This is a genomic window from Pseudomonadales bacterium (assembly GCA_041395945.1).
GTDB lineage: Bacteria > Pseudomonadota > Gammaproteobacteria > Pseudomonadales > Azotimanducaceae > SZUA-309.
Genome location: JAWKZN010000001.1, coordinates 1,758,758 through 1,785,329, shown reverse-complemented (window position 1 = coordinate 1,785,329; position 26,572 = coordinate 1,758,758). Strand labels below are relative to the sequence as shown.

Annotated in this window: 27 protein-coding genes; 11 read left to right on the top strand and 16 right to left on the bottom strand. The window is 61.8% G+C overall.

Annotated elements, in window-relative coordinates:
* The first annotated feature begins 7 nt into the window (after window positions 1-7).
* A complete protein-coding gene (locus R3E82_08395) occupies window positions 8-973 on the top strand; it encodes an aldo/keto reductase (protein MEZ5550893.1) in 966 nt (321 codons plus the stop codon).
* A 65-nt stretch (window positions 974-1,038) separates the two neighbouring features.
* On the opposite strand, the gene R3E82_08390 is transcribed toward R3E82_08395, so the two are convergent.
* Window positions 1,039-1,224, bottom strand: coding sequence for a hypothetical protein (locus R3E82_08390; GenBank protein ID MEZ5550892.1), 186 nt, complete (start codon window positions 1,222-1,224; stop codon window positions 1,039-1,041).
* Between the two features lie 185 nt (window positions 1,225-1,409).
* Between R3E82_08390 and R3E82_08385 the strand changes: the two genes are divergently transcribed.
* Window positions 1,410-2,378, top strand: coding sequence for a DUF808 domain-containing protein (locus R3E82_08385; protein ID MEZ5550891.1), 969 nt, complete (start codon window positions 1,410-1,412; stop codon window positions 2,376-2,378).
* Window positions 2,379-2,428: 50 nt separating this feature from the next.
* Here R3E82_08385 and R3E82_08380 read toward each other — a convergent pair whose 3' ends face one another.
* Window positions 2,429-2,827 carry a DUF427 domain-containing protein gene (locus tag R3E82_08380; GenBank protein ID MEZ5550890.1) on the bottom strand — a complete coding sequence of 133 codons (399 nt, stop codon included), beginning with the start codon at window positions 2,825-2,827 and terminating at the stop codon, window positions 2,429-2,431.
* Window positions 2,828-2,993: 166 nt separating this feature from the next.
* Here R3E82_08380 and R3E82_08375 point away from each other — a divergent pair, with 166 nt between their 5' ends.
* Together R3E82_08375 and R3E82_08370 are read left to right on the top strand one after the other, a co-directional pair.
* On the top strand, window positions 2,994-3,398 hold the full coding sequence (locus R3E82_08375) for a VOC family protein (protein MEZ5550889.1): 405 nt from the start codon (window positions 2,994-2,996) through the stop codon (window positions 3,396-3,398).
* 20 nt (window positions 3,399-3,418) lie between these two features.
* The gene (locus tag R3E82_08370; protein ID MEZ5550888.1) at window positions 3,419-3,994 is read left to right on the top strand and encodes a hypothetical protein; all 576 of its coding nucleotides are present in this window, start codon (window positions 3,419-3,421) and stop codon (window positions 3,992-3,994) included.
* Here the strand turns inward: R3E82_08370 and bla are convergent.
* From bla to xrtT, 5 genes are all read right to left on the bottom strand, one after another.
* Window positions 3,960-4,871 (bottom strand): subclass B3 metallo-beta-lactamase, encoded by a 912-nt coding sequence (gene bla / locus R3E82_08365; GenBank protein ID MEZ5550887.1) that lies wholly within the window; start codon window positions 4,869-4,871, stop codon window positions 3,960-3,962. The genes R3E82_08370 and bla overlap by 35 nt on opposite strands.
* A gap of 60 nt (window positions 4,872-4,931) precedes the next feature.
* Window positions 4,932-6,143 carry a cytochrome P450 gene (locus R3E82_08360; GenBank protein MEZ5550886.1) on the bottom strand — a complete coding sequence of 404 codons (1,212 nt, stop codon included), beginning with the start codon at window positions 6,141-6,143 and terminating at the stop codon, window positions 4,932-4,934.
* A gap of 115 nt (window positions 6,144-6,258) precedes the next feature.
* The gene (locus tag R3E82_08355) at window positions 6,259-7,686 is read right to left on the bottom strand and encodes a DegQ family serine endoprotease (protein ID MEZ5550885.1); all 1,428 of its coding nucleotides are present in this window, start codon (window positions 7,684-7,686) and stop codon (window positions 6,259-6,261) included.
* Between the two features lie 232 nt (window positions 7,687-7,918).
* Window positions 7,919-9,997, bottom strand: a complete 2,079-nt coding sequence (locus tag R3E82_08350; GenBank protein ID MEZ5550884.1) for a VIT domain-containing protein — start codon at window positions 9,995-9,997, stop codon at window positions 7,919-7,921.
* Between the two features lie 12 nt (window positions 9,998-10,009).
* Window positions 10,010-11,578, bottom strand: a complete 1,569-nt coding sequence (xrtT, locus tag R3E82_08345) for an exosortase T (protein ID MEZ5550883.1) — start codon at window positions 11,576-11,578, stop codon at window positions 10,010-10,012.
* 167 nt (window positions 11,579-11,745) lie between these two features.
* On the opposite strand from xrtT, the gene R3E82_08340 reads away from it, so the two are divergent.
* Entirely contained in the window at window positions 11,746-12,438 is a 693-nt protein-coding gene (locus R3E82_08340; protein ID MEZ5550882.1) for a response regulator transcription factor, read from the top strand.
* An 8-nt stretch (window positions 12,439-12,446) separates the two neighbouring features.
* Window positions 12,447-14,042, top strand: coding sequence for a HAMP domain-containing sensor histidine kinase (locus tag R3E82_08335; protein ID MEZ5550881.1), 1,596 nt, complete (start codon window positions 12,447-12,449; stop codon window positions 14,040-14,042).
* Between the two features lie 36 nt (window positions 14,043-14,078).
* Here R3E82_08335 and R3E82_08330 read toward each other — a convergent pair whose 3' ends face one another.
* Genes R3E82_08330 through R3E82_08320 form a run of 3 tightly spaced genes read right to left on the bottom strand, consistent with a single transcriptional unit; the run spans window position 14,079 to window position 15,635 of the window.
* The gene (locus R3E82_08330; protein ID MEZ5550880.1) at window positions 14,079-14,783 is read right to left on the bottom strand and encodes a DUF899 domain-containing protein; all 705 of its coding nucleotides are present in this window, start codon (window positions 14,781-14,783) and stop codon (window positions 14,079-14,081) included.
* 49 nt (window positions 14,784-14,832) lie between these two features.
* Window positions 14,833-15,297, bottom strand: coding sequence for an SRPBCC domain-containing protein (locus R3E82_08325; GenBank protein ID MEZ5550879.1), 465 nt, complete (start codon window positions 15,295-15,297; stop codon window positions 14,833-14,835).
* Complete coding sequence (locus tag R3E82_08320) at window positions 15,294-15,635, bottom strand: metalloregulator ArsR/SmtB family transcription factor (GenBank protein MEZ5550878.1); 342 nt, start codon at window positions 15,633-15,635, stop codon at window positions 15,294-15,296. The genes R3E82_08325 and R3E82_08320 overlap by 4 nt, the downstream gene beginning before the upstream one ends.
* A 179-nt stretch (window positions 15,636-15,814) precedes the next feature.
* Between R3E82_08320 and R3E82_08315 the strand changes: the two genes are divergently transcribed.
* Window positions 15,815-17,221, top strand: a complete 1,407-nt coding sequence (locus R3E82_08315; protein MEZ5550877.1) for a Na+/H+ antiporter NhaC family protein — start codon at window positions 15,815-15,817, stop codon at window positions 17,219-17,221.
* Here R3E82_08315 and R3E82_08310 read toward each other — a convergent pair.
* Window positions 17,211-17,768: a DUF1415 domain-containing protein gene (locus R3E82_08310; GenBank protein MEZ5550876.1), complete on the bottom strand. Its 558-nt coding sequence runs from the start codon at window positions 17,766-17,768 to the stop codon at window positions 17,211-17,213. The genes R3E82_08315 and R3E82_08310 overlap by 11 nt on opposite strands.
* Complete coding sequence (locus R3E82_08305) at window positions 17,765-18,397, bottom strand: cytochrome b/b6 domain-containing protein (GenBank protein MEZ5550875.1); 633 nt, start codon at window positions 18,395-18,397, stop codon at window positions 17,765-17,767. Before R3E82_08305 ends, R3E82_08310 begins: the two co-directional genes overlap by 4 nt.
* A 74-nt stretch (window positions 18,398-18,471) precedes the next feature.
* Here R3E82_08305 and R3E82_08300 point away from each other — a divergent pair, with 74 nt between their 5' ends.
* Entirely contained in the window at window positions 18,472-19,077 is a 606-nt protein-coding gene (locus R3E82_08300; GenBank protein MEZ5550874.1) for a helix-turn-helix transcriptional regulator, read from the top strand.
* 79 nt (window positions 19,078-19,156) lie between these two features.
* Here R3E82_08300 and R3E82_08295 read toward each other — a convergent pair whose 3' ends face one another.
* Window positions 19,157-20,599 (bottom strand): MFS transporter, encoded by a 1,443-nt coding sequence (locus tag R3E82_08295; protein ID MEZ5550873.1) that lies wholly within the window; start codon window positions 20,597-20,599, stop codon window positions 19,157-19,159.
* A gap of 107 nt (window positions 20,600-20,706) precedes the next feature.
* On the opposite strand from R3E82_08295, the gene R3E82_08290 reads away from it, so the two are divergent.
* Window positions 20,707-21,882: a DUF3500 domain-containing protein gene (locus tag R3E82_08290; GenBank protein ID MEZ5550872.1), complete on the top strand. Its 1,176-nt coding sequence runs from the start codon at window positions 20,707-20,709 to the stop codon at window positions 21,880-21,882.
* A gap of 60 nt (window positions 21,883-21,942) precedes the next feature.
* Here R3E82_08290 and R3E82_08285 read toward each other — a convergent pair whose 3' ends face one another.
* The 3 genes from R3E82_08285 to R3E82_08275 form a co-directional block, all read right to left on the bottom strand.
* Window positions 21,943-22,434, bottom strand: coding sequence for a TIGR00645 family protein (locus tag R3E82_08285; protein ID MEZ5550871.1), 492 nt, complete (start codon window positions 22,432-22,434; stop codon window positions 21,943-21,945).
* A 134-nt stretch (window positions 22,435-22,568) separates the two neighbouring features.
* Complete coding sequence (locus R3E82_08280; protein MEZ5550870.1) at window positions 22,569-23,333, bottom strand: SDR family oxidoreductase; 765 nt, start codon at window positions 23,331-23,333, stop codon at window positions 22,569-22,571.
* A gap of 121 nt (window positions 23,334-23,454) precedes the next feature.
* Window positions 23,455-24,717 (bottom strand): MFS transporter, encoded by a 1,263-nt coding sequence (locus R3E82_08275; protein MEZ5550869.1) that lies wholly within the window; start codon window positions 24,715-24,717, stop codon window positions 23,455-23,457.
* Window positions 24,718-24,878: 161 nt separating this feature from the next.
* On the opposite strand from R3E82_08275, the gene R3E82_08270 reads away from it, so the two are divergent.
* Together R3E82_08270 and R3E82_08265 are read left to right on the top strand one after the other, a co-directional pair.
* Window positions 24,879-25,343, top strand: coding sequence for a hypothetical protein (locus R3E82_08270; GenBank protein ID MEZ5550868.1), 465 nt, complete (start codon window positions 24,879-24,881; stop codon window positions 25,341-25,343).
* 37 nt (window positions 25,344-25,380) lie between these two features.
* Window positions 25,381-26,520, top strand: coding sequence for an amidohydrolase family protein (locus R3E82_08265; protein ID MEZ5550867.1), 1,140 nt, complete (start codon window positions 25,381-25,383; stop codon window positions 26,518-26,520).
* Window positions 26,521-26,572: the final 52 nt, after the last annotated feature.

Genomic DNA, 26,572 nt, shown 5'->3' with positions numbered 1-26,572 from the left:
TCCAGCAATGCAATATCGTCAACTTGGCCGTTCTGCCCTGAGAGTCAGCGAGCTGTGTCTCGGCACGATGAATTTCGGGCCGCGCACTTCGGAACAGGGATCTTTCGCAATTCTCAATGAAGCGGTTGCGGCAGGCATCAATTTCGTCGACACCGCCAACCAGTACGGCGGGAACCTGGGTGTCGGCACAACCGAACGGATTCTGGGCAAATGGCTGGCCGAGGATAAGACCCGTCGTGATCGCCTGATCCTTGCGAGCAAAGTGCATGAGCCCATGTCCGCAGACGTCAATGATCGCGGCCTCTCTGCCCGGCATATTCAGATGGCCTGTGAAGCCAGCCTGAAACGCCTGGGTGTCGAACACATCGATCTGTATCAGATGCACCACATCGATCGGTCCGCGCCGATCGAAGAGATCTGGCAGGCGATGGAGCAGCTGATCCGCCAGGGCAAGATCACCTATGTGGGGTCGAGCAACTTTCCCGGCTGGGCAATCGCCCGGGCGAATGAGAAGGCGTCTGTCCGGCACCAGCTCGGCCTGATCTCGGAGCAGAGCCTCTACAATCTGATCGAACGACGTGCCGAACTCGAAGTGCTGCCGGCCTGTCGCGCCTACGGGCTGGGTCTGATTCCCTGGAGCCCGCTTGCGGGCGGGCTGCTGGCAGGTCAGGAAGAGAGTACCCGGGGTCGCCGCCAGTCAGACGGTATCCGTGCGGCGCGGGCGGAGCGGACGGATCAGCTGGCGCAGTTCCAGCAACTGTGTGACGGACTGGGAAAGTCGCCCGGTGTGGTTGCGCTCGCCTGGCTGCTGCAGCAACCAGGCGTGTGCGCCACCATCATCGGGCCGGGCAGTCTGTCTCAGCTGACTTCCGTGTTGCACGTCCCCGAGGTTCAGCTCAGCATCGGCGACCTGCAGCGACTGGACGGGATCTTCCCGCCCTGCGGTGAAGCGCCGGAGGCCTATGCCTGGTAACAGCGGGCGAGCGACACCGCCTCTCGGACGTCCAGTAGACGGAGAGGACTGCTCGACGGCAACGGTCACTTGGTCGGTGGGTGTGACTGGGCATCCGTAAACAGGTCGAACTGGGGCGGTGCCAGCAGATCCATCTGTTGTGGATCCGCCGTCTCCCTGCGTTCGTCCCTTCTGTTGATTTCCCGATGCAGCGCGCTCAATGGCAGCAGGGGCTGGCGCTCTCTTGCGAAGCGTCTTTGTTGTTCAGCCAAGTGCTTATCTCCCTCCCGTTGGGGGTGCAAGGGTAAATCTCGGGTAGGATTGGCGCAATCCTCCGGGCGGGTGCCGTAAACGGCGTATTACGCGTTCGCCTGATGCTGTCCGAATTGACTTGCGGAAGACCATATAACCATATGATTTATAAAAATAAAGTGATTGCGCTTGCCGAGGTGTGCCTGTGGCCACCGGCCTGATCGCCCTGCTCGATGACATTGCCGGCATTGCCAAGGTCGCGGCTGCGTCCGTGGATGATGTCGCCGCCCATGCAGCGAAGGCGAGTGCCAAATCCGCTGGAGTGGTAATCGACGATACCGCCGTGACACCGCGCTACGTGGTGGGTTTCGCCGCCGACCGGGAACTGCCCATTGTCGCCAAGATTGCCAGAGGCTCTCTGCGTAACAAGTTGCTCATCCTGCTGCCACTCGCCATCGGACTGTCTGCCTTTGCCGCCTGGGCAATCACGCCGCTGCTCATGCTCGGGGGGCTTTATCTGTGCTACGAAGGTGCGGAGAAAATTTACGGGCTGCTGTTTCCCCACGCTGCGCAGGAACACGAAGCCGGGGTCGGCCTGGTTGCAGAGGATCCGGTCGCCCTGGAAGCACGGAAGGTGGCGGGTGCCATCCGCACGGATTTCATTCTCTCCGCCGAGATAATGGCTATCGCTCTGGCGACGTTACCGGATGCAGGTCTGCTTACCACGGCCCTGGCTCTGGCAGTCGTGGCGGTGGCAATCACCGCCGGCGTCTATGGCGCGGTGGCACTCATTGTCAAAGCGGACGACGCCGGACTGGTGCTCGCAGCGAACTCGGTAACCATTGTGCGGTTGCTCGGCCGCGGACTTGTGGAATTCATGCCCGGCTTTCTTGCAACGCTGGCCGCGGTGGGCACCGCGGCCATGCTCTGGGTCGGTGGCGGCATCCTGGTGCACGGCCTGGAAACCTACGGACTCAACTGGCTGGCCCACAGCATCCATGATTTTGCGGCGTTCTCGCGGTCGGCGGCTCCGCTGGCTGCGGGGTTTGTCGGCTGGCTGGCAGGCGCGCTCGGAACGGGCATCTTTGGTCTGGCGGCGGGGTTCCTGCTGATTCCCGTGGTGGGACGAGTTCTGGTGCCGCTGGTGGCGTGGGCGAAGGCGCTGCGCGGTTGAGTCGCCGTGCGTTTGTGTCGGGCCCTGTACTGCTGGCCTCGGCTTACCGCTTATTCAGGCTCACTCGCTGCAGGCGACGTGTGCACCTGAACACGATCGCTATAGAAGGCGACACAGCCCTGCAGCGGCAGCGCTTCGTCGTAGGGCGCATCATAGGCCCACACGGAATTTTCCTCGATTCGATCTCCGACCTGCAAGGTCCAGTACCGCGCGTGTCCCTTGAACGGGCAGTAGGTACTGTGATCGGTGGGTGTCAGCGCAGACATCAGAACATCGCTGCGCGGGATGTAGTAGACGGGGTCGTGTCGCGATTCGTCCACCAGCAGCGCACGATCGCTGGTGGCAATCACCGTGCCGGCGAAAGCCACCTCCACATGTAGCTTTGCAGGCACAATACGCACCCGATGATTTGGATGATTGATGTATCCGGGGGCGCTGTTGCTGGACATGATCGATCTGCTCCACTGCCGGGCTGGAGATTCTACCGCGACGAACCCGTGCCCGCAGTGCGAGGTATGGCGGAGTTGGTGAATGCGCGGGAATGAGTGATCATCCGGACTCAGGCAGCACCTGGCAGGTGCCAAAGACAACCACAGCAACCCACGGAGCGTATTCATGGCCATCAAACTGCAGAAGGATTCCATCGATCTCGGTATTGTCGCGGCGAATGGCCCCGCCATGGTGGCCTTTTACCGGGATGTGCTGGGATTTGTGGAGGAGCCCCGCACCCCGTTTCCGGGTGGTGGCGTGATGAACCGCCTGCGCTGCGGGACCAGTCTGATCAAGATCGTGGAGCCGCCGACCACACCCACTGAGCGACCAGCAGCAGGCGGAATCCCCGCAGCAACCGGCTACCGCTATTGGACCATGAGCGTGAGTAATCTGACCGAGGTGGTGGCGGAGTGCCAGGCCGCCGGGCGCAAACTCGTGATACCGGTCACCGAAGTCCGGCCGGGTGTGACCATCGCCATCGTGGATGACCCGGACGGTAACCTGGTGGAATTTCTCCAGATGGCCTAGCGCTATGCGAGGTGCGACTGATGCAGTTCACCAGGCAATTCAAAGAAGCCATCCGTGAAGGCAAGGTGACCTGCTCCTTCCGCACCTGGCGATCACCACAGGCGAAGGTGGGCGGCCGCTACAATCTGCATCCGACGGGCGCCATTGAAGTCACCGCACTCAAGCAGCTACGCCTCGCCGATGCCCGGCTGCGCGATATCAGACGCTCCGGATTTCCGGACCGGGAGGCCCTGTGCGGTTATCTCAAGGTGGGCGAGGGCGATGACGTCTACCAGGTGGAGTTCCGCTACCTCGGTACGATCAGGGTGAAGGCGCCGCCGCGACACAAGCCGGGTGCACAGGAAAGTCAGGAGCTGATCGAGAAGCTCGAAGCGATGGACGCTCGCTCGAGCCGGGGACCCTGGGCCTGCCGTACGCTGGCGCTGATCGGCGAGCATCCAGGCCTGCGGGCGGCCGAACTTGCGGCGCACATCAACTGGGAGACCCGGCCTTTCAAGGCCAGCGTGCGCAGGCTGAAACAGCTGGGTCTGACAGAAAGCCTCGAGACCGGCTACCGGCTGACTAAGCGGGGTCGGACGGTGCTGGAGCATCTTTAAGCTCGGCGGCCGCGCGCTCCGCTTCGAGCTGAGCCTTGTAGAGCGCTTCCAGGCGCTCGACTTCCGCTCGGAACCCCTCGGGATCGACGAAGGTGTCCGGGCTGTAGGGATCTCCGGGCCTGTATTTTTCGTGCAGCCGGTACTGACTGCCATGGGCGGCGACCCAGACGTCCACGGGCATCGCCTTCTGGCGTTCGAAGGTGTTGGCAAAATCCTCCGCAACCCCAGGGTAGGTGGGATTGATCAGTAACCGTTTGCCGTCATTGATGGTGCCCATGTTGGCGATCACCACAGCGTAGTCCCGGCCGGCTTCGTGCACCTGCATGCTGTAACTTGAGCTGCCTTCTGTGTGACCGCCGTGTTCGTGTACGGTCAACCGGATGTCGCCGAGTTCGATCACTTCGCCGTCGCGGATGACGCGATCGACGGCAATCGGTTTGAAACTCAGGGTATCGCCGAAGTGCGGGTCGCTGGTGCCGCCATCGGCCAGGAGTCTATCGTCGTCCGGGGTTGCCCACATCTGCGCACCGGTGATGACTTTGATTTCAGCAAGTGCGGCGGTGTGATCGAAGTGGGCCTGCATGCTCAGGAGGATCTTCACATCCTCGAGCCGGAAGCCGAGCGATTCGATGTTGGCGCGGATCGGCCCTGTGGACTCTTCGAGTCCGGTATTGATCAGGATGTGTCCGGCATCAGACGTGATCAGATAGCTCGCCAGATCGTAGTTGCCGACCGCATAGAGATTTCCGATTACCCGGTGACCGGGAAAAGGTCTGGTCCAGGTATCCGGCACTGCAGCCGTTGCGGTGATGCTGAAGAAAAGGCCGCTGCACAGAACGCACAGGAGCGGAAGGGTCGATCGAAAGCGGGTGTCCATGGTTTCTTACAATGTTCCTGAATGATAGATAAGGCGGCAGTATAAAGCGCGTGGCGCTGTCTAGGCGGTTGCTTTGAAGCGGATCGGCATCGAACGGATACCCGAAATGAAATTCGATGGCAGCCACTCAGGTTCGCCGATCTGTTCGATGTCGTGCAGCCGCGCGCAGATCGATTCGAACACGCAGTCGATCTCGACCCGGGCGATGTGCTGGCCGAGGCACACGTGGGCGCCGGTGCCGAAGGCAATCTGAGGGTTGGGTGTGCGGGTGATATCGAAGCGGTGCGGATCGGCGAACTTTGCCGGATCGTGATTGGCGGCGCCGAAATAGCGCACCACCTTGTCACCGGCACGGATCTGCACGCCGCCCAGTTGCACGTCCGATCTGGCGGTGCGGCGCATGTAGATGACCGGGCTGACTACCCGCAGCATCTCGTCCCGGGCGGCGGGGATGAGTGCCGGTTCTGCGCGCAGGCGGGCGAGATCCCGGGGGCGCTGCAGAAGTTCGTGCAGTCCGCCGGCCACCAGGTTGCGGGTCGTGTCACCACCTGCATCGATGAGCAGCATGAAAAACAGCTGAAAGTCGATCAGGTCGAGCTTCTGGCCATCCACTTCGGCATGCACGATCTGGCTGGCGAGATCGTCTGCCGGGTTGGCGAGTTTTTCCTCGTACACTTGCGCTGCGTAACCGAACATTTCCATACCGGCACGAATCTGGGCGCCTTCCTCCAGTGTCTCGGGGGCGGAGTGCAGTATCTCGGTGAGGCCATAGAGGGTGCGACCGTCTTCAAGCGGAATCCCCATGAGCTCGGCGATCACATAGGAGGGCAGTTCGCCGGCGACCTGGCTGACGAAGTCGCATTCCGAGTAAACGCCAGCTTGGCCGTTGCACACCTTGTCCAGGATGGTGGTCGCCAACTGCAGCACTCTCGGTCGCAGGGCGGCCGCGGGTCCCCTGGTGAACTCCCGGCTGATCAACCGCCGGAACTGGGTGTGCCGGGGTGGATCCATCATCAGCATCATCTTGTGATCATCCTGAGGCCCGATCGCGGAGCCGACTTCCGGATCGGCGATCATGATGGTGGGCTCGGAGGAGTAGATCTCCGGCAGGCGACCGACCCCGGCGACTTCCTCATAGCCGGTGAGCGCCCAGAAGCCGGGACCCACGGCCTCCTCGTGCCAGTACACGGGCGCGTGCTGACGCAGCCAGTCGTACTGAGCGTGGGGATGACCATGGGCAAAACTCGAAGGACTGAGCAGATCGATCTTCATCGGAGGGATGATTTCATCTGGCTCCGGGAGAGACAAGTGGGCCGCCGGATTTCGAATCATCCCGAGCGGTGGGGCCGCTCGGGATAGATTCGCGCCTGTTCTGCGGAGCAGCGGGTCAGCGCGATAGCGCGATATAGAGGGCGCTGTCGCCGTTACGCACACGCAACAGCATTTCGTTTTCTTTGCCTGACTTCACCGCACTGTCGAACTCCGCTGGACTGCCGACCTTCTTGCGGTTGACCTCCTGGATCAGCATGCCCCGGCGCAGGCCGGCGCGCTGAGCAACCGAGCCGACTTCCACCTCGCTGATCACCACGCCGGACAGACCGGTGTAGCGGAGCTGCTGAGCGACATCCGGTGTCAGGGCAACTACCGTGAAGCCCCAGCTGCTGCTCTGCGCTTTCCCGCTCTGGGCAACTTCGCCGCCTGCGAGTGCCTTGAGTTTGGCCCGTACCGTTTTACGTTTGCCATCCCGAAGCACAGTCAGCGATACGCTCTTGCCTGGTTCGGTCATGGCAATGTGATTGCGGAAGCTGCCGCTGTCGACTATGGGAGCGCCGTTAAGCTCCAGCAGTATGTCGCCTGCCTGGAGACCGGCTTCGGATGCGGCGGAGTCCTCGGCCACGTCGGAAATCAGCACCCCTGTCGGAGAGTCCAGGCCAAAGGATTCGGCCAGATCCTGAGTGAGGGGTTGAATGACGACACCGAGCTGAGAGCGGGTGACCACACCGTTGTCGATGAGCTGCTGGCGAACCTGTTTCACCAGATTGATGGGTATGGCGAAGCCGATGCCCATGCTGCCACCGGACTGGCTGAAAATGGCGGTGTTTATCCCCACGACCTCACCATCCAGGTTGATCAGTGGGCCACCGGAGTTACCGGGGTTGATGGCAGCATCCGTCTGAATGAAGTTTTCATAGTCCGTGATGCCGAGCTGACTGCGGCCGACGGCGCTCACCACACCAACGGTCAACGTATGCGAGAGACCAAAGGGATTGCCGATTGCCATTACCCATTCGCCGACTTCCAGGTTGTCCGAGTCACCCAGTGCCAGCGCGGGCAGGCCCTTCGCATCGATCTTGATCACAGCGACATCGGTCGCCGAGTCACTGCCGATGACCTCGGCGTTGTATTCCTTGCCGCCTTCGAGTCGTACCGTGACTTTGTCCGCATTGCCGACGACGTGATGGTTGGAGAGTATGTAGCCGTCAGAAGAGATGATGAGACCGGACCCCTGGCCGATGCTGGGCCGCTCGCTGCGCGGGAAATCCGGGCCGAAACCGGGACCGAAGAAACGACGGAACTGCTCGCTGTCGAGCAGCGGAGACTGGCTGCGCTGAGACTTCTGCTCGACCTGGATGAAAACGACAGAAGGTGATACCCGCTTGGCGACGGACGAAAAGGCTTTGCCGGTGTCGCGGAGACTCTGAATGGCTCGCTCTTCCTGCGCCATCGCGTTGCCGGCGGCGTTGAGCAGCAGCATCAGCAGGGTGGAAAGTATTGCGTAATGTTTCGTTTTGTTGCCTGAAAGTTTTACCGACATGTACTTTTTCTCACTTCGATACAAATGTGAAACGAACCGACGACCCGCCAGGCTCGCTCGCGCTGGTTAGCCCGGTGAGGTTAGATAGGCGTGATTGTGAAAAATTCAACCCTTGCAGAAATCGTTTGCAGCAATTGTTCCGGAAGCAGCTCTGGGTGACGACGGGAGCGGATCAGTGCGGCGTGACTCAAAGGATGAGGCGCGCATCCTGCGGGCGCGCGCAGCGTGCATATCAGGATGAGACACGCAACAGACGTCGTCTCCGGAATCCCCAGATGCCCAGTCCCACCAGCAGCGCGAGCAGCGCGCCGGGTTCGGGTGCACCCCCGCCGGACAGTGCCGGTGGTGTATAGGCGAGCGCACTCACACCGGCAACCTTCGGCAGGGCGACATCCGCGTCCGCGCTGGCTGCAGGATCGGGGTTGTAGACGTTCCGGCTGACCGCCACGAAAGCCGTCCAGTTTGTGGCGATCCCGTAGGTCAGGCCGAGGTCGGTGACGGCTGCCTGAAGCTGAGCATTGTCCATGGCATCCGGTCTCAGTTCGGTCGGCGTGATGAAGGCGTGCATGAGTTCAGCCACCGTATTGCGCGCCCAGATTCTGCGGATGGCGGGATGATCCTGGGTCTCATCCAGAGCAACCGGTGCTTCTATCCGTGCCGCGTGGTTGCGACTGTTTCCCCGGATGGTCACGGTGCCGTCTGCCGGGGTGTTGTAGCGTCCGGTCACCCGCAGCGAGTCTCCGGCGTACAGATCGGGCAAGGTCTCCGGAACGATGCCGGTGACCGGGAGTCCGCCCCAGTCGATCTGAATGTCGGTCAGTACCGGTGTCTGCAGACGGGCGACCAGTTCACTGACCACGGCAGACTGTGACTCATCGTCCCGCGTCGGGTCGAAGTAACGGGTGAAGCCACGGCCGCTGCGACCGAGTTCGTCGAGCAGGTAGCGATTTACCCCGGCACCGACACCGAAGGCAAACAGGCGGGCGTCTCCCAGCAATCGGTTTACCAGACTGAGCACGCTCAGTTCGTTGCCGATGTAGCCGTCGGTGAGAAACACCACGTTGCGCACCCTGTCTGGTGCCAGCGGTGCATCCAGCGCCTGCTCGATCCCCGTGGTCATCATGGTGCCGCCGCTGCCATACAGGTGTTCCGTATAACGCAGACCCCGCTGGATATTGAAAGGCGTGGCCGGCAGCGGCTCGCGCGAAAATTCTGTCGCCGAATCGCTGAAGCGGATGATGCGGAAGCTGTCTGTCGGACGCAGCGCGCCCAGCGCCGCTGTCATGAACCGTTTGCTGGCCGCCATCGGCGCTCCGCTCATGGAGCCCGAACAGTCGAGCAGGAAGACCATCTCTCTGGGAATTGCTGCGGAATCATCCACCGACTCCGGAGGCTCGATGAGCAGACTGAAATAGCCGCCTTCGCCCGCCTGCCAGTGGCTGAGCAGGCCGCTGGTGGTCGTATCGCTGCCGAGGAAATAGCGCAGTACGAAGTCTCGGTTGTCCTGCACCCTGTCGTCAGCGAGGCGGATCGACTGCTGAGTGGAGGAGCGATGCTCGATATCGAGTCGATGAGTGTCACTGTAGACGGCGTTCAGGGGTACCGGCGCTTCGAGATCGATGTGCAGACTGACCCGATCCCCGGTCACGGATTCCGGAACATGCACGCCGGCTGCAGGGGGATAGCCGGGCAGCCGCTCCAGTGTCCAGGCAGATTCGGTGCCGGGTGGCTGGAAGCGGGGTCCTACCACCATAGGCACCACCAGTTCGTAGGCGCCGTCGATTTTTGGCACGACCTGGGTGTACTCGATCTCCATTTCTATCGGCAGTCCGGGCATCAGATTGGCGATGCGCTGGGTGAACATGTTCGGCCGATGCTGCTCGAGCAGACCGGCCGCTTTGCCTTCCTGCTTCGCCCTGGCAAACGTCTGTTGCGCCTGCCGGATTTCTTCGATCTGTGCGCTGATGATTTCATTGCCGATTCGCATGGTCATGGCGTGAACGGCGGCCCGGCGATTGAGCGGAAACAGGTATCGCGCATTCAGCGGCTGAGTGTAGGGATTGGAAAACGTCTGTTTCAGAGTGACACTGGCGATGTCACCGCTGATCCGGATCCGGTAGTCGTTCACAAGGCTTGCGAGTATTACCCGCCTGCCATCCACCAGGGCTTCGATGCTGCCGGTGAGGGGTCCTGCTGGCTTCTGCATCGGCTCTGTCGGGGTTGCGCTGGCGGTAGTTGCGCAGAGCAGCTGGAAAGTGAAGACGCTCAGGAGAAAAGCACGCGAGGTTCTGGAAGCATTTGTCGGATTCATTGCAGAAGTTCCTCAGCTCAGGTTGAAAGCACGGCGCATGGCGGTCTCCCACTCTGCCGCCCGGTCGGCAGAATCGATGGGCGCCATCCAGGCATCGGATGGAGTGGTGACAGCGTGTTCCGGTACGGCGATCGAGTGGTCGGGTGTCGCCCGCTGCACCATGGTCCAGCGGGTGGCCGGGTTGTTGAGCCAGTACCACACCACCTCGGCAATGCTGGTGGCGATCTGTCCGTCGCTGCCGAGGTAGCTCACCCGCAGGGTGAAGCGCTCATCCGGTGCACCGGTGCCCGTGTTTTTCGCTGCGCTGTAGACGGTTGACCGGGTTGCGTGGTCGGTGCCGAGCAGCCGAACCTGGTAGCCCAGACCGCGCAGACAGATCGCCGGATCGTGCAGGTGCCGCAGCGGCGAGGTGGTGGAAACCAGCAGCAGACTGTAGGGGCCATAGTTCACCCGCTGCGCCGCTCCTCCGTAGCGGCTGAAGTACTGACGTTCCTGCTCGGTGAGCGGCTGGGTCTCGCCGGGCAGACCCGCGGCCTGGCCGGGATGGAAGGCGGGTGGCAGGGCGGGTGAGGCGTCCAGGGGGCGCGGTGTGATGGTACCGATCGCCAGGGCAAGGAGCAGAAAGCACAACGCGCCGAACAGCTGCAGACGATGCCGATCCATTGCTACAGCACCCGGCTGCAGTTGTGGCTGCTGATCTCCGCTTTCTGACGCTGTAACCGGCAGAAGCTGCACAATCGCGATCAGCGCCGCGGAGGCGACCGCCACCGCGAATAACCCGATCAGGGTGTGGGGCAGAGGGTCCATGACCTGAAAAGGCAACAGGTCCGTGTAAACCAGACCGGTTGCCAGCAGGGTGATGCGCAGAGCGTTACCGGCGAGTGCAATCACCCCGCAGGCAACCGCACCGATCACGCCACCGAGGACGGACGGTCGGCGCAGGGTGCACAGAAAGGAGAAGATCATGCCGGTGGTGGAGATGAGCTCTGCACCCGAGCAGGGCAGATCGACCAGCACATCCACACCGGATACCTGGAGGCGCACCCCGGCGCAGGAGAGATTGTCGAAAAACACGGAGAGTATTCCGCAGGCGAGGCTGGCCGAGATCTGCTGTAACAGGTAGCCGAACACGCGCTGCAGCATCGGTTCGACGGGCAGGCTGAAACAGAACAGCACTGCGAGCCAGAAGGCGGCCAGGGCGCGGCGCCGACGGGACAGGCGTGCGAGCCGGGCGAGTGCGAATACATCAACGCCGAGCAGCAGGGCACCCAGCACGCTCACATCGAGCAGCTGGGAGGTGAGGCGAAGGCAGGCGGTGGCCAGCAGCAGCTTGAATGTGTTGTTGAGGTTCGGGCGATCCCGGGCGTCGGTCTCCAGCGAGCTGGAGCCGGACCAGCAACCGAGCCCGGCTACCAGTGCTGCTGCAATCCAGCCGATGCCGTCGTAACCCTGATCGTGCCAGGTGCGGATGAGCCAGAGCAGCGGATCGGCGGCGAGACTGGCAGCGCCGAGGGCGAAGAGGACGATGGTGACCCGGGACAGCGCGGACCGATAAGGCGGGTTGCTGGCGATGGCAGACATCCGGGCAGTCTGCCCGGGTGAATTGCAGCGTCTCCGCACAGATGGTGCAGTGGTGCCCTGACTTTGTGCAATTTCTGCGCAGATTCAGCGGCATTTCGGCGGAATCCGCCCTTTGCTGCCGCCCTGCCCTGCGGGCGCGCGCCGGTTCGGAGGTAGAATCCCTCCCCATGCAACGCATCCTCATCGTCGACGACGACCCGCACCTGCGCGAGGTGGTCTGCTTTGCCCTCGAGCAGGCGGGCTTCGATACCCTCACCGCGGCCAATGGTGTGGAAGCCCTGGCACTGCATCGGCGTCACTACCCGGACCTGGTAGTGCTCGATGTGCTCATGCCGGAACTCGATGGTCTGACCGTGTGTAAGGCCCTGCGTGCGATCTCATCGGTACCCATCGTGCTGCTGTCGTCCCGGGATGAGGAGGTGGACCGGGTGCTGGGTCTCGACATGGGTGCCGACGACTACATCGGCAAGCCCTTCAGTCCGAGGGAGCTGGTGGCCCGGGTGAAGGCCCAGTTGCGGCGCAACAACGAGCTGGCCGGTGACGGTGCGCCCCGGGACCGGATACTGCGGGTGGATGGTTATGTCATCAATCTGGACCGTTTCGAGGCCACCTGGCAGGAACTGCCTTTACCGCTGACCCAGACCGAGTTCCAGCTGCTGTGTACCCTGGCGCGCTGGCCGGATAAAGTGTTTTCCCGGGATGACCTGATGCAGGGCGCTTACGATGTGCGTCGGGTGGTGAGCAATCGGACCATCGATTCACACATCCGCAGGCTGCGGGATAAATTGAAGGCGGCCGGCACACCGGGTATCCGTACCGTGCACAGTGTCGGCTATCGCCTTGCGCGCCCCGACAGCTGAGAGATCTCGTGCGGCATCTGCCTCGACTGTCACTGCGCACAGTGCTGATCGGCATTAACCTGACGGTGCTGGTGCTGCCCCTCGCCGGTATCCAGCTCATGCGGCTGTATGAAAGTGCACTGGTCCGGCAGACGGAGTCCGCCCTGATTGCTCAGGGCGCTTTCGTGGCCGCCTTCTATCGTTCCCTGGTGCTCGAGCAGGCACCGCAAAACCTCATGGCAGTGAGTCGGGAGATCGAACTGGCCAATGGTCGCTGGCAGGACGGCCGCTGGTCACCACGTCCCGCCGCTCTGGATCTGGCTTCTTCGGTCGTGCTGCCCCCTCTGCCGGACGGCCGCAGGGATCGCGCGGCCGATCCCTTTGCGGCCAGTGTCGGCGAGCGGCTGGTGCCGGTACTCAAAGACGCACAGCTGGTAACCCTTGCCGGCATCCGTGTGGTGGATCCCTGGGGCACCATCGTCGCCAGTACGGGGGACGATGTGGGTCTGTCGATTCTCGCAGGGGAGGAGGTCCAGCTGGCGCTTGCGGGCACACCCAGCAGCCGCCTGCGTCATAAGAGTGACTACACCCGGGTGACCGCGCTCGATTCCATCAGCAGGGTCGGCGGCCTGCGGGTCTTCGTGACTGCGCCCATCGTGCTGCAGGGCCGTCTCATCGGTGCGGTCATGCTGTCGCGCACCCCACCCAGCATCCTGCAGGCGCTGTATGCGAAACGCTGGCTGCTGCTCCAGGCGCTGGGGTTGCTGCTCGCTCTGGTGGTGGTGATGTCGCTGTTGACCTTCAGACTCATCGCGCGTCCGATCTCCCGGCTCGCGGACCGGGCCAGTCGCATCAGCCGGGGTGAGATCAGTGCCGTTGCGGACGCTGACGAAGAGACCCTCGCCCAGCCACGGACCCGGGAAATCGCCCGATTGCAGGAGGCGATTACCGGGATGGCCCAGACCCTGGAGGAGCGGGCCAACTCGCTGCAGGAGTTTTCCCGCCACGTTTCCCACGAATTCAAAACCCCCATCGCCAGTATCCGGGGCGCGATAGAGGTGCTGCAGGATCACCGCAGTGGCATGTCCGAGGCGCAGCAGATGCGCTTTCTCGAGATGATCGGCAGCGATGCGCAGCGACTGCACCGGCTGACCGAACGTCTGCTCGAACTGACCCGGGCGGAAATTCAGCAATCCGGACCTGAGCACTTTGAGGTGCCGGACATGATCGAGGAAGCGGTCGGGCCGTTTTCGGATCGGGCCGAGTTCGACTGGAGTGGCGTGCAGGGCGGTTATCAGGCCCGGGGTCGACGGGAAGTGCTCATGGCGGTGCTGGAGATACTCTTCGAAAACGCCCTGCAGCATGGTGCCACGCGTCTGGAGATCCGTTCGAGCAGCGATGCTGCGAGTCTCACACTCGATGTGCAGGACAACGGCACCGGTATCTCGCAGAACAATCGGGATAAGGTTTTTGAGCCCTTCTTCACGACCGCGCGCGACACCGGTGGCACAGGCCTGGGATTGACGATCGCTCAGGCACTCCTGAAATCCAGCCGGGGTACCATCGAACTGGTGAGCGGTAAGAATCCGACCATCTTCCGGGTCTCGCTGCCGGGTATTCAGTAGCCCGGGATCTGCCGCCGCCCGAAGTCGTGCCGGGGATCACTCGTACTGATCATGCAGCTTCAGCCAGGCCATGCTGGCTGGCAGGTCCGCTTCATCGCGTCCTTTGGGCACAAGGTCGAGCAGGTGGTAGGCGCCGTTGAGCATATCCAGCCCACGGGCGTAGCAGGAATAGGTGTGGTAGACGGCGCCATCGCCGTCTTTCGCAAACACGCTGATCCCTGGTGCGTGCTCTCCGTAATGCATGCCCCGGGTGTAGTTGTAGAAGGTGTCACCTGCGGCGATCTGGTCCGGTGAGTAGCAGACCAGGTAGTCGTTGCTGAAACTGTTTGCAGCAGAAGACACCCAGGGAAACTGCCAGCCCATTCGTTTTTTGAAGGGGGCGAAATCCGTGTACGGTGCCTGGGATACCGCGGCGAAAGCAACATCTCTCGCGGCCAGATGCGGTAGTGCCGGATCGAACTGATCGGCCCAGAATGCACAGCTCTTACAGCCTTCCTGCCAGCCAGGCGCATACATGTAGTGCTGCACGATGAGCTGGCTGCGGTTGCCGAACAGTTCGGCCAGGGACTGGTTCCCGGCCGCCCCCTCGAACTGGTAGTTCTCATCCACCCGTACCCAGGGCAGCGTCTGGCGCTGACGGGTCAGGGCATCCCGGGCACGGCTGAAGGCCTTTTCTGCAGCCAGAAGTTCCAGGCGCGCTGCGAGCCAGGTCTGTCGATCGACCACTTCAGGATGATTCATTGTCTTGCTCCAGCTGTCATTGTGTGCGTGGGTCTGTTGAAGTCTCTGCTCAGGAGGTCTGACTGCGGGAAAGCAGGCGCGCGAGTCGCGTCAGGCTGCTCGTCCAGCCGGTCTCGTGGGATTTCGCGCTTGCGAGCTCAGGAAAGCGGGCGTGCTTCAGAGTCAGTTCCGTGTGTAGATCATCGACCGCGCGGAAGTCGACGGAAACCCGGGTCACTGCCTCCGGATCCGCTTCCCAGTACCAGGTGAAGACCAGGCGGTTAGGCGGCTCGATCACAAGGTAGCGTCCGCAGGAGATGTAGCGGTCGCCGCTTTCAGGGTCTTCGATGACAAAGCGGTAAGTACCGCCCGTGCGAAGTTCGCTGGTGGCGGCCGGACACAGGGTGCCGGGGGGACCCCACCACTGCATGATCAGGGCAGGATCCGTGAAACAGTCGAAGAGGAAGCGGATGGGCGCATCGAATACCCGGGTGAGATGGAGCACGTGGCCGTCGCCGTCGGGGGCCGCAGTCATGACCGATCCGCCACGGGCCTGGTCTCGACAAAGCGCTGCAGCGCGTCGAACTGGCCCGTCCAGAACTTCTCGTATCTCTTTAACCAGCTCTGCAACTCATTGATACCGTTTGGATTTATCCGACAGCGGTGCTGGCGGCCGTCGACGGTGCTGACGATCAGCTGGGCTTCTTTCAGTACCTTCAGATGGCGGGAGATGGTGGGGTTCCTGAGCCCGTAGGGGCGCGCGATCTCGCCTACGGTCAGTTCTCCTTCCAGGAGCCGCTCGATGATATTGCGGCGTACCGGATGGGAGAGGGCGGTGAATGCCCGATCGATCGGAGTCACGGCTGGCAGCATGGGTCCGGCCCCTGTATTTCGCCGGGAGGCTAACAGTTAGCGAATCGGCTATCAATAGGTCGCGCTCAACGGCCTGGCAACCGGAGCCCAAACTGCGGCCATTCAGCCCCAGCCACAGGCGTGGCCTGCAGCGCGAACGGGTACCATGGCGCGCTCACCCTGCGCTGTGAATGACTCGATTGACCCAAGCCGAAGGTTATCCCGCACGAACACCGACACCCTGGCACGGCTTCCTCACCTTTGCTGGCGTGCTGCTGATTCTGGGAACCGGCCTGTTCGGCTATGGCATCAGTATCCATGCGCTGATCTTTGTGTGTCTGTGCTGGGTTGGGTTGAACACCCGCTATCTCGGCCACCACTATCCCGCGATCCGGTCGATGATGAGCGACGGGATCCGCAATGCCCTGTCGGCCGTCTACATCTTCATACTCATCGGTATGGTGATCGCCAGCTACATGCACAGCGGTACCATCGCCTCTCTCATCGTCTATGGCCTGGATCTGCTTGCTCCCGATGTGTTTCTCGCCACCGGTTTCGTGTTGTGCGCTCTCATGTCCGTGGTCACCGGCACCTCCTGGGGCACGGTGGGGACGCTCGGCGTGGTGCTGATGGGACTCGGTCAGTCCATGGGTGTGTCTTTCCCACTCATCGCCGGTGTGGTGATCTCAGGCGCCACCTTTGGTGACAAGCTCTCACCCGTGTCGGATACCACCAATCTCGCGGCGATGAGTGCGGGCACCGATCTCTATGCCCACATCCGCTCGATGCTCATTACAACCACGCCGACTTTCCTGCTGGTGCTCGTGATTCTGCTGCTGCTCGACAGCAGTGCAGATCCACTGACAGCGGCCGGTCAGAGCGCGGATATTCAGGTGGCGCTGCGGCAGGCCTACAGCATCAATCCTATCGTGGCCGTGCTGCCGCTGCTGGTGCTGGTCGGGCTCAGTGTTTCCCGTCAGTCCGCGGAGGTCAGCATGACTGCCAGTGTCGTCACAGCCCTCGCGCTTGCCCTGCTGTATCAGGGGCGCAGCCTGGGTGAGGTGCTCAACGCACTGTGGCAGAACACACCGGGTCATACGGGTGTTGCGGATATCGACGCACTGCTCGGTCGCGGTGGTATCGCCAGTATGAGCTGGACCCTGCTGCTGGCACTCATGGCTCTGGCGCTCGGTGGTCTGCTCAATGGCGGGGGCTTTCTGAAAGCCCTGCTGGAGGGGGCGATTGCGCGGATCCGTCGCGCCAGCACACTGATCGCTACAACCATCGCTTCCGGCATTGTCGGCAACATGGGACTGGGCGAGGCCTATGTGTCGATCATTCTCAACGCCCAGCTGTTCCGGGAGGCCTTCGATCGCGCCCGGCTCAATCGAGCGGTGTTGTCACGGTCCGTGGAAGAAGGGGCCACGCTGAGCACCGGGCTGATTCCCTGGACCACGGCAGGGGCGTTCTATGCCGCGACCCTGGGTGTGCCCACTCTCGAGTACGCGCCTTACGCGTTTCTCAACTACCTCAATCCTCTGGTGTCGATCGGCATGGCGATGCTCGGCATCGGACTGTTGCGAAAACCGGGCGTGCTCAGGGACTGAGGCACGCCTGCCGGAGTCGCGCGAGCTGCTCCCGGCCCAGCCGGTTCAGGTAATCGGTATTACGGCTGGGGATCTGTTCCACCTCCGGATAACCGGCGATGGCGCGTTCAACGCTGTCTTCCCGCAACAGGTGCAGCATGGGGTAAGGCGAACGGTTGGTGTAGTTCTCCGCATCCTCTGGCAAGGTACCGTGGAACTGGTAGTGCGGATGAAAGCTCGCGATCTGATAGACGCCTTCCCGATCCAGGCTCCGCAGCAACTCGTCTGCATCCGCCAGGAAGTCGTTGTAGTCGAGGAAGTCGGCAAGAGCTCCGGGATGGATGAGGAGTGTCGTCTCCACACCGGGCTCGTGATCGAGCAGAGCCAGTTCCGCTGCGAGCACGGTCAGCAGTCCGCCGACGTCGCTCGCACCGGTAACCACGAAGCGCACCCGTTGTGCGTCCAGTTCCCGCCGGGCAAACGGACACAGATTCATGTCAATCACAAACGACCTCACCCAGCGGCGGACGGACTCGATCACCCGTTCCTGTGTCTGTGTTCCGCTCATGTATTCCGGAGTTCGTCCTGCGGACGTTTGTTTCCGCTCACCATGGATGCGATGAGGTTCTCCCGGTGCGCAAAACTGGCCAGGAGAACGCCACCGATATGCAGCAGCACCAGCAGCAGGGTCAGATTCGCGGTCAATTCGTGGGCTTCTTCCCAGAAGTCTTCGGCGCGGTCGAAGGCGCGTTCGCGCTCCCTGTCGGTCAGGCCATGGTACTGGCTGGCGACTGCCCCTGCGAGTGGCCCCGCCTGCTCTTCGTAGGCGTAGACCATCATGCCGGATACTCCGGTGAGCAGAACACCGATCAGAAGCGCATAGACCATCACCGCGCCGGCCGGACTGTGGCCGATGTGCCTGTCTGCCCGACCGCGCAGCAGGTCGATCAGATAGTGCCATGCCTGCCGGGGAGTGAAGAGGAAATCCCGAAACCTGGCGTGTGGGGATCCGACGAATCCCCACAGGATCCGCAACACCACTACGCTGGCGGTCAGGTATCCGGCCCAGGTGTGGACGGTCATGAGATCGTCTTCGGTGAAGTAGGCGATGAGAAAGGCGGCTGCCAGGATCCAGTGTCCGAAGCGCACGAACAGATCCCAGACAGGAGTTCGGGTAGTGGTCCCGGTTGATTTCATGGTTGTCTCCGCTGTTTTGAAACTGTGCTCAGCTTGACTCCGGAGACGGACCGCCCCCATCCTGCAGACGTGAGATGGTCGTCATTGTCAGTGAAATCAAGCAGTTGAACACCCCGGATCTGACATCCGCCGGATGGCGCTATGGTGCACTGATCGCCGCATTCGCCATGATCGGACTGCTCGCGGCGGTGGATCTTCTCGGCGATCTCGATGAGGGGGTGTCCACAGCCCATGTGCTGATCGAAGGCAGTGTGGTGCTGATCGCGCTCATTGCATCCACTTTACTGATCCGGGCGCTGGTAGCAGCGCTGAAGGAGCAGGTGCGCGAACTGGACGACCGCCTGGTCAGCAGCGACGAAGCGGCTGACATCTGGCGTGCCGAAGCCCAGAGTCTGCTGCTCGGGCTGGGTGCTTCCATCGACCGGCAGTTCGATCGCTGGCGCCTGTCTGCCGCGGAAAAGGAGGTGGCGCTGCTGCTCCTGAAAGGACTCGCTCACAAAGAGATCGCCCGCGCACGTGGTGTCAGTGAGGCGACCGCGAGGCAGCAGGCAACGGCCGTATACCGCAAGGCGGGTGTGGCCGGACGCAATGCGCTCGCCGCTTTTTTTCTCGAGGATCTGACCCTGCCGCCCGGATTCGATGCGGCGTCTGCTGATCCGAACGCCAGGATGCCGCCATGACCCGGGACTGCCATACGCATGATGGGCATCACTTTACATAACACACCCATGGCCAGGGGCGCTGCCGCTGAAACCTGCCTCAGACGGAGGGGCGGGGGGTTCGAAGATGGGCGACGGTCTGCACTTCCTGAACTTTCAGCAGCAGGACGAAGCCGATCACCATGAGCACTGTCAGGGAGGCCATGCCCGCGCGTTGTGAATCGAACCAGTCTGTCAGGGTGCCCACCATCAGTGGCGCCAGGAAGGCGGTTACCGTACCTGAAAGTGCGAACAGTCCGAAGAACTGGGTAGCCATCTCCGGCGGGGCAAGACGCGCCATCAGCGTGCGCGACGATGACAGACCCGTCACGAAGAACAGGGCGAAGATCTGGTTTGTCAGGAAATAGAGGATCTCCGGCAGCGACCGGAAATAGGGGAAATTCCAGACCGCATCGGTTCCGACGTTCACGAAGAAAAACAGCACACCGGGCTGATAGGACACCAGCATCATCAGGATGATCGAGCTCATAGCGATAGCGATCTGCAGTGCGCGCTTCGAGCCGACCAGGTCATCGATCCAGCCGCCGATGTAGGCGCCGACCATGGCCGATGCGCTGGTGCACAGACCGAAAATCAGCAGGGTGGTGGTATCCCAGCCGAATGTCCCCGAGGCGTAGACGCCACCAAAGGTCATGACGCCCACCATGCCGTCGATCATGAACATGCGGGAGATCAGGTAGAGGGCGATATTGCGGTAGTGGCGCAAACGGGAGAGGGTTTCGATCACATCCTGCAGGCCTTCCCGGGCAGCTTTTCTCACAGAGGTAATGCGTCCCTGACCGTCCGGTGTGAACAGCAGGAGGGGAAGGGTGAAGATCAGCATCCAGGCAGCCGCGATGGGACCGACGATGCGATCGTGTTCGTGGGCGCCCTGATCGATGCCGAAAAGGGGTACAGCGGGCAGAAAACTCCAGTCGCTGGTTCCAGGCAGGGAAAACGCGATGAGCACGAAGAGCATCAACGATAGTCCGCCGACGTTGCCGATGGAAAAGGCGATGCCTGAAACGAAGCCGACACGGTTTGCCGGTGCGGTGCTGGGCAGCATGGCATTGTGAAACACTTCATTGATGGTGAAGGCGATGTTGATACAGACGATGAGTGCCAGGATCGTGAAGATGCTGAGGCCGGCTCCGCCGGGAAGTGCCCACCACAGTGCCACGGCACCAGCCACCATGAACACCACGCTGCCCGCAACCCAGGGTTTCCGGCGGCCGTCCTTGTCTGCGATCGCCCCGAGAAAGGGCGCGAGCAGAGCGAGCGCGAACCCGGCGATGGCGTTGGTGTAGCCGAGCAGACTCTGCCCTTCGACCGGATTACCCACCACCGTGTTGCTGAAGTAGGGATAGAAGATGTAGATCACTACCAGAATGTAGTAGGGATCCCGGGCACCCTGCCCGAAGGCCCAGCTGACGTATCCGAGGGGACTGGCTGCGGGAGTGCCGGCGAGGGATCGAGGCGACAGGTCTCCGGGGATGGTGCTCACTGCTACCTCATCTGGACGGTTTGCGTTTTTCAGGGCCTGCGTAAGAGGCCACAGATGTCATCCAGTGCGCAAGCGGTTAGTCTCCGGCAAAACCCGGAGGAAACAGCATGCGGATTCTGATCGGAACGGTACTTGCGCTGCTGGCGATCCTGGCAGCCTTTATCGGGCTGGCCATCCTGCAGCCGGTCGGTGCCTCAAAAGTTGTCTGGCCCCTCGTCGAGCGGTTCATGCTGCGGGAACCTTTTCGCGGGATCACCGCCGACGGTGGCGTGCAGTCGGGATTGTTCCGCATCGAGCAGACGGGCGTCAGCACCCTTCCGCTGGTGGAGGCGGCAGAGAAATTCCTCGCTGGCCTCGATGAAGATCAGCGACAGCGGGCGCAGTTTCCGGTCGATGATCTCGAATGGCGGCGCTGGGCGAATATCCACATCTCCACCCGGCAGGGGGTGGGTCTGCTGGAAATGACGCCGGCACAGACGGACAGTGCTTTCGCACTGCTCGCCGCGACATTGAGTGCCCGGGGGTATAAGACTTCCAGAGACATCATGCGTCTCGAAGGCCATCTCGCCGATCTGATGAACGATCATGAGCAGTACGGCGAGTTGCGCTACTGGTTCACCGTCATGGGCACGCCGTCTGCGACCGAACCCTGGGGCTGGCAGCTGGACGGACACCATCTGATCATCAATTGCTTCGTGCTCGGTGATCAGCTGGTGCTGACTCCCACCTTCATGGGATCAGAACCCCCCCGGGCGGATACCGGGCGCTTTGCGGGAACGTCGATACTCGATGCCGAGTTGCAGGCCGGACTGGCATTGATCAATGCCCTGGATGAGACGCAGCGGGCGACCGCTATAGTGGCGACCGAAAAAACCGGCAACAACAATCAGGGTGAACTGTTCCAGGACAATGCCGTCGTGCCCTACCAGGGTCTCCGGCTCAACGCGCTGACCACCGCGCAGCGGCTGCTGGCCCAGCAACTGGTGGGGCTGTACACCGGCAATCTCCGGGAAGGTCACGCCTACATCGCCATGGCGGACATCCTTCGTCACTGGGACGACACCTACTTCTCCTGGGTGGGCGGTACCGGACAGGACGACGTTTTCTACTACAGGATTCACAGCCCGGTGGTGATGATCGAATACGATCATCAGCTCCCCGTTGCCCTCGACGGTCCGCCGACGCCGACCAGAGACCATGTGCACACTGTTGTGCGCACACCCAACGGCAACGATTACGGCAAAGATCTGTTGCGCGCGCACCTGCTGCAGCATGCGCACTGAAGTGCGGCACTGAAGAGCGGTACTGAGGTGCGGTACTGAAGAGCGGTACTGATCCGCTGGTCAGTGCTTGGCCGTCCAGCGATCGAGCATGACCATGCCCACTGCGGAGAGCACAAAGGTCATGTGCAGGATCACATACCAGAGCAGTTTGTCGTTATCGATGTTCTCGACATTGAGGAAGATGCGCAGCAGGTGAATGGAGGAGATGGCGACGATGGAAGCGGCGACCTTTGCCTTGAGGGTGCCGGCATCGAGTTTGCCCAGCCAGCCGAGCTTGTCCTCGTTGCCATCCAGATCCAGCTGGGAGACGAAATTCTCATAGCCGCTGAACATGACCATCACGATCAGTCCGCCCACCAGGGAAAGATCCACCAGCGCGAGCACTACCAGCACCATCTCGGACTCGGTCACAGCCAGAATGTTCGGCATCAGGTGAAAGACTTCCTGGAAGAATTTGATGCCCAGGGCGACCAGTGCAAGGCTCAGGCCGAGATAGATGGGTGCGAGCAGCCAGCGGCTGGCGTAGAAACTGCGTTCGATGAAATTTTCCATGGGGTCAGAAATGTCCGTGCAGATGAAGTCGATCGGGGAAAACGGGATTGGTCGAAGGCGCGCAAGGATACAGATTGCATCCGAATCGATCCAGCGCGCCTCCAGCAGCCGCTGCGCAGAGGCTGCCTGACGTCTCAGCGTGGCGCAAAGCGCTGACCGGCATCCACTCTGATGGTCGAACCGTTCATCATGGCGCTTTCGAAGATGGCGATAGCCATCACCGCGTATTCTTCCGGTCGGCCCATGCGACGCGGAAACGCCGCATCTTTGGTGAGCTGCTGGGCACCGGCTTCGGGTATGCCCCGTGTGAGACCGGTATCGAACAGGCTCGGCGCGATGGTCATGACCCGCACACCGATACCGCCCAGGTCCCGCGCCATGGTCAGTGTCATGCCGGCGATACCCGCTTTGGCAGCGGTGTAGGCGACCTGACCGATCTGGCCTTCGAAGGCGGCGATGGAGGCGGTATTGATCATCACGCCGCGCTCACCATCGGCGTTGGGTTCATTGGCGCTCATGTGTTTCGCGACGATGCGGTTGATGTTGAAGGAAGCCACCAGATTCAGTTCGATGATGCGTTGAAAATCCTCGAGGGGGTGCATCTCGCCACCCTTGCTGACCGTACGCCTGGCCACACCGCCACCAGCTGTGTTGACCATGAACTGCACACTGCCCAGTGCAGCCACCGCCGCATCGAGCACCTTTTCCATTGCGGCGTGGTCCATCACGTTGCAGGGAAAAAATTTACCGCCAAGGCGCTCGGCGACTTTCGCGCCCTCTGAGCGTTCCAGATCAAGGATGGCCACCTTGCCGCCCGCCTTCACGAATTTCTCGGCGGTGGCCAGACACATGCCGGATGCGCCACCCACCATGATCGCGTTGCTGCCCTGGATCTGCATTTCTGTCTCCTTAGCTGGTGTTTGAATCGTGTGTACTGGAAAACACTCGATGATAACGGGCGCTGTCCCGCGGTGATAGCCGAGCGGCGATCCCGGGTCCGGACCCGGGAAAGCAGGTTCGCTAGTCCGAGCGGAACTCCCGGATCGGTCGCCACAATCGCCAGATGAGCAGTGTGGCAGCGATCGAAATCACACCCCCCAGCACCATGGTGTTACCGGCGCCGATCGCGCCCGCCCAGGCGCCGACCCAGATGGTGCCGACATTGTTGGCGGTCTGGGCGGCCAGAATCATCAGCGCGAAAGCGCGACCCCGCATGTGATCCGGTGTGGTGAGCATCACCGTCGTCTGCCGCACCGCCACGGTGACCGCATCTGCTGCGCCGAGCAGGGCAATCATCAGCATGCCGGCCCACAGACTGGTCACGGTGCCGAAGCCGAACAGGATCACGCCGTAGGCAAGGGAGGCATAGAGCACCAGCATGCCCTTGGCCCTGTAGGCGACCAGAAACAGGGCGAGAAATGAACCGGCAATGGCGCCGGTGGAGTTCGCAGCACCGAGGAGTCCGGTCGCACTGGCGCCGCCGGCGAAAAGGCCCAGAGCCAGTACCGGGAGAATTTCCCGGTAGAAGGATGCCACAGTGATACCGGTATCGAGCAGGAACAGACCCGGCAGAATCGGATGCTTCGAGACATAGCGCAGCCCCTCCCAGGTCTGCTGCACCGCAGAGCGCGGCGCATCGTCACCGTGTCCGGCCGCCACACCGACAGCCCGGATGAACAGGGGGAGCACAGCGGAGAGGAGGGCGATGGCGGCAGCGGTGAAGAAAGACGCGGTGATGCCGAAACTGACCGCCACCACCGCAAACAGCAGCGGGCCGGCGATTGCTGCCGCATTCTGGGATGCCGTGTCGGTGGAAGCGGCCAGCATCAGGTGCCGGGTGGGAATCACGATGGGCACCATGGCCGAGCGCGCCGGGCTGGCGAGCATCTGGGAGGCAGCGGTGAGTGCAATACCGACGTAGACCATCATCGGAGTCAGCAGATTGGCGGAGTTGAGCAGCCCGAGGGCGAGCATGGCCAGACAGGTGGTTGCGTTGGCCAGGGTCATGAGACGTTTGCGATCGATGCGATCCGCCAGCGCACCACCCCACAACAGCGCGGGAATCTGCACCACGAGCTGCACCACACCGATAAATCCCACCAGCACCGCAGATCCGGTTTCATCGAGCAGCCACTGGGCGGTGGAAAGGATCCGCACCCACACCACCATGGTGGCGGTAATCATTGCCGCCCACAGGAACCGGTAGTCCCGGTACAGGAATGCACCCCAGGGACGTGTGTGCGCCGGCGATTCCCGCGCCGGTTCGGGTGGTTCTACTGGCAAGATGCGGGCTCTCGATTGGCGCCGGGAGTATATAAGTCCGGGCGCAGCCGTGCACCGCGCTGAGAGGTTGAATTGGAGGAAGCGTGTCAGGGCGATTGCCCGGATCAACACTCAGCCACTAAGCTGGACGACTGCGGGACAGCCGGGTGGAGGAGTGGGTGGTGCCGATCGAATTCTGGGAACTCATGAGTTATGTCGTCACGGTGCTCGGTCTGCCACTGGCGATTGCTGTGTTTCTCTATGAAAAACGCAAAGAGCGGATTGCGGAAGAAGAGGAAGTCTACGAATCGGTCGCTGCCAGCTATCAGGATTTTCTGCGACTGGCCCTCGACAATCCGGATCTGAGACTGCTCTCGAAAGCCCGTACCCATGAATTGAGTGACGAGCAGCGGGAGCGGATGCTGGCCATCTTCGGTCTGCTGGTAGCGATCTTCGAGCGCGCCTATCTGCTGCTCTATGAAGACGATCTCGGCGGCAAACAGGCGCGGCGCTGGCGCTCCTGGGAGGACTTCATGCAGGAGTGGTGCGCTCGGGATGATTTCCGGGAAGCCCTGCCCCATCTGCTGGAGGGCGAGGATCCTGAGTTTGCCGGCTACCTGGGCAGACTGGTGGAGGCTGCACAGTAATTCTGTAAGGAATCTCAAGGGACATACGGGGAAAGAGATGAGCTACCAGATCCGGAAATTTCCATACGACGGCACCATAGACGCGGACGGTCACATCCTCGAGCCTGCGGATCTGTGGGAGACCTATCTCGAGCAGCGTTATCGGACGCGCGCACTGCGCATCCGGGTCGACGACGAAGGCTATGAATATCTGGAGATCGACCGGCAGCCTTCAGAACGTTCCCGTAAAGGATCCCTGGGTCTTCTCGGCGCGATGGGAGAGGCGGACATGCGGCCGCGGCCCGATCGCCGTTACGCGGACAACATGCCCTACGGTTCCAGCGATCCCCAGCAGCGTCTCGACCTGATGCGCCAGGAAAATCTGGATTGCTGTCTGCTCTATCCGACCATCGGGCTGCTCTGGGAAGTGGAGCTCACGGATGCGGAGTTGAGTCTGGCCTATTGCCGTGCCTACAACCGCTGGATCGCCGACTTCTGCAGAGACAGCGGCGGCCGACTGGTGCCCATCGCACAACTCACCCTGCTCGATGTCGAAGGCTCAGCCAGTGAACTCGAACGCGCTGTGAAAGATGGCTGCAGAGGTGCCTGGGTCAATCCCTTCAACCATCGCCGGGTAATCCATGGCAGTCCGCTCCACGACCCGCTGTTCCGCAAGTGCTGTGAACTCGACGTGCCCCTTGCCATTCACCCGACCTTCACGCCGCACGGCGCAGCAGAAGGCATTTTCGACTGGCCCCGGGAAGGGCGGGCCTGGGGAGAGGCGATCTGGTTGCGCTCTATCGTGCAGCAGGCACTGATCTCCTTTTTCTCGCTTGGTACGCTGGAGCGTTTTCCCGAACTGCGCCTTGGTGTGCTGGAAGCCGGATCGGGCTGGATCGGCGCACTGCTGGACAGACTGGACGCCTTCTCCGAATCCCTCAACATCCGCCGCGCCAGTGCCACGGAACTGTTCCGCCGGCAGTGTTTCATCTCCGGCGATCCGGACGAAACCGCGGCACCCCATGTGATCGAACATGTGGGTGCTGAGTGTTTCATGTGGGCCACTGATTACCCCCATCCGGATCATCCCCACACCTGGGTAGACGATCTCACCCGGTATGCCGATGTGCTGAGTCCAGCCGCCCGCAGACTGGTACTCGGGGACAATGTACGAAGAATTTATCGACTGGGGGTATAGGGAACCTCTGAGACGTTGATACTCGATCAGATTTTCCCTGGAACCCTTCACC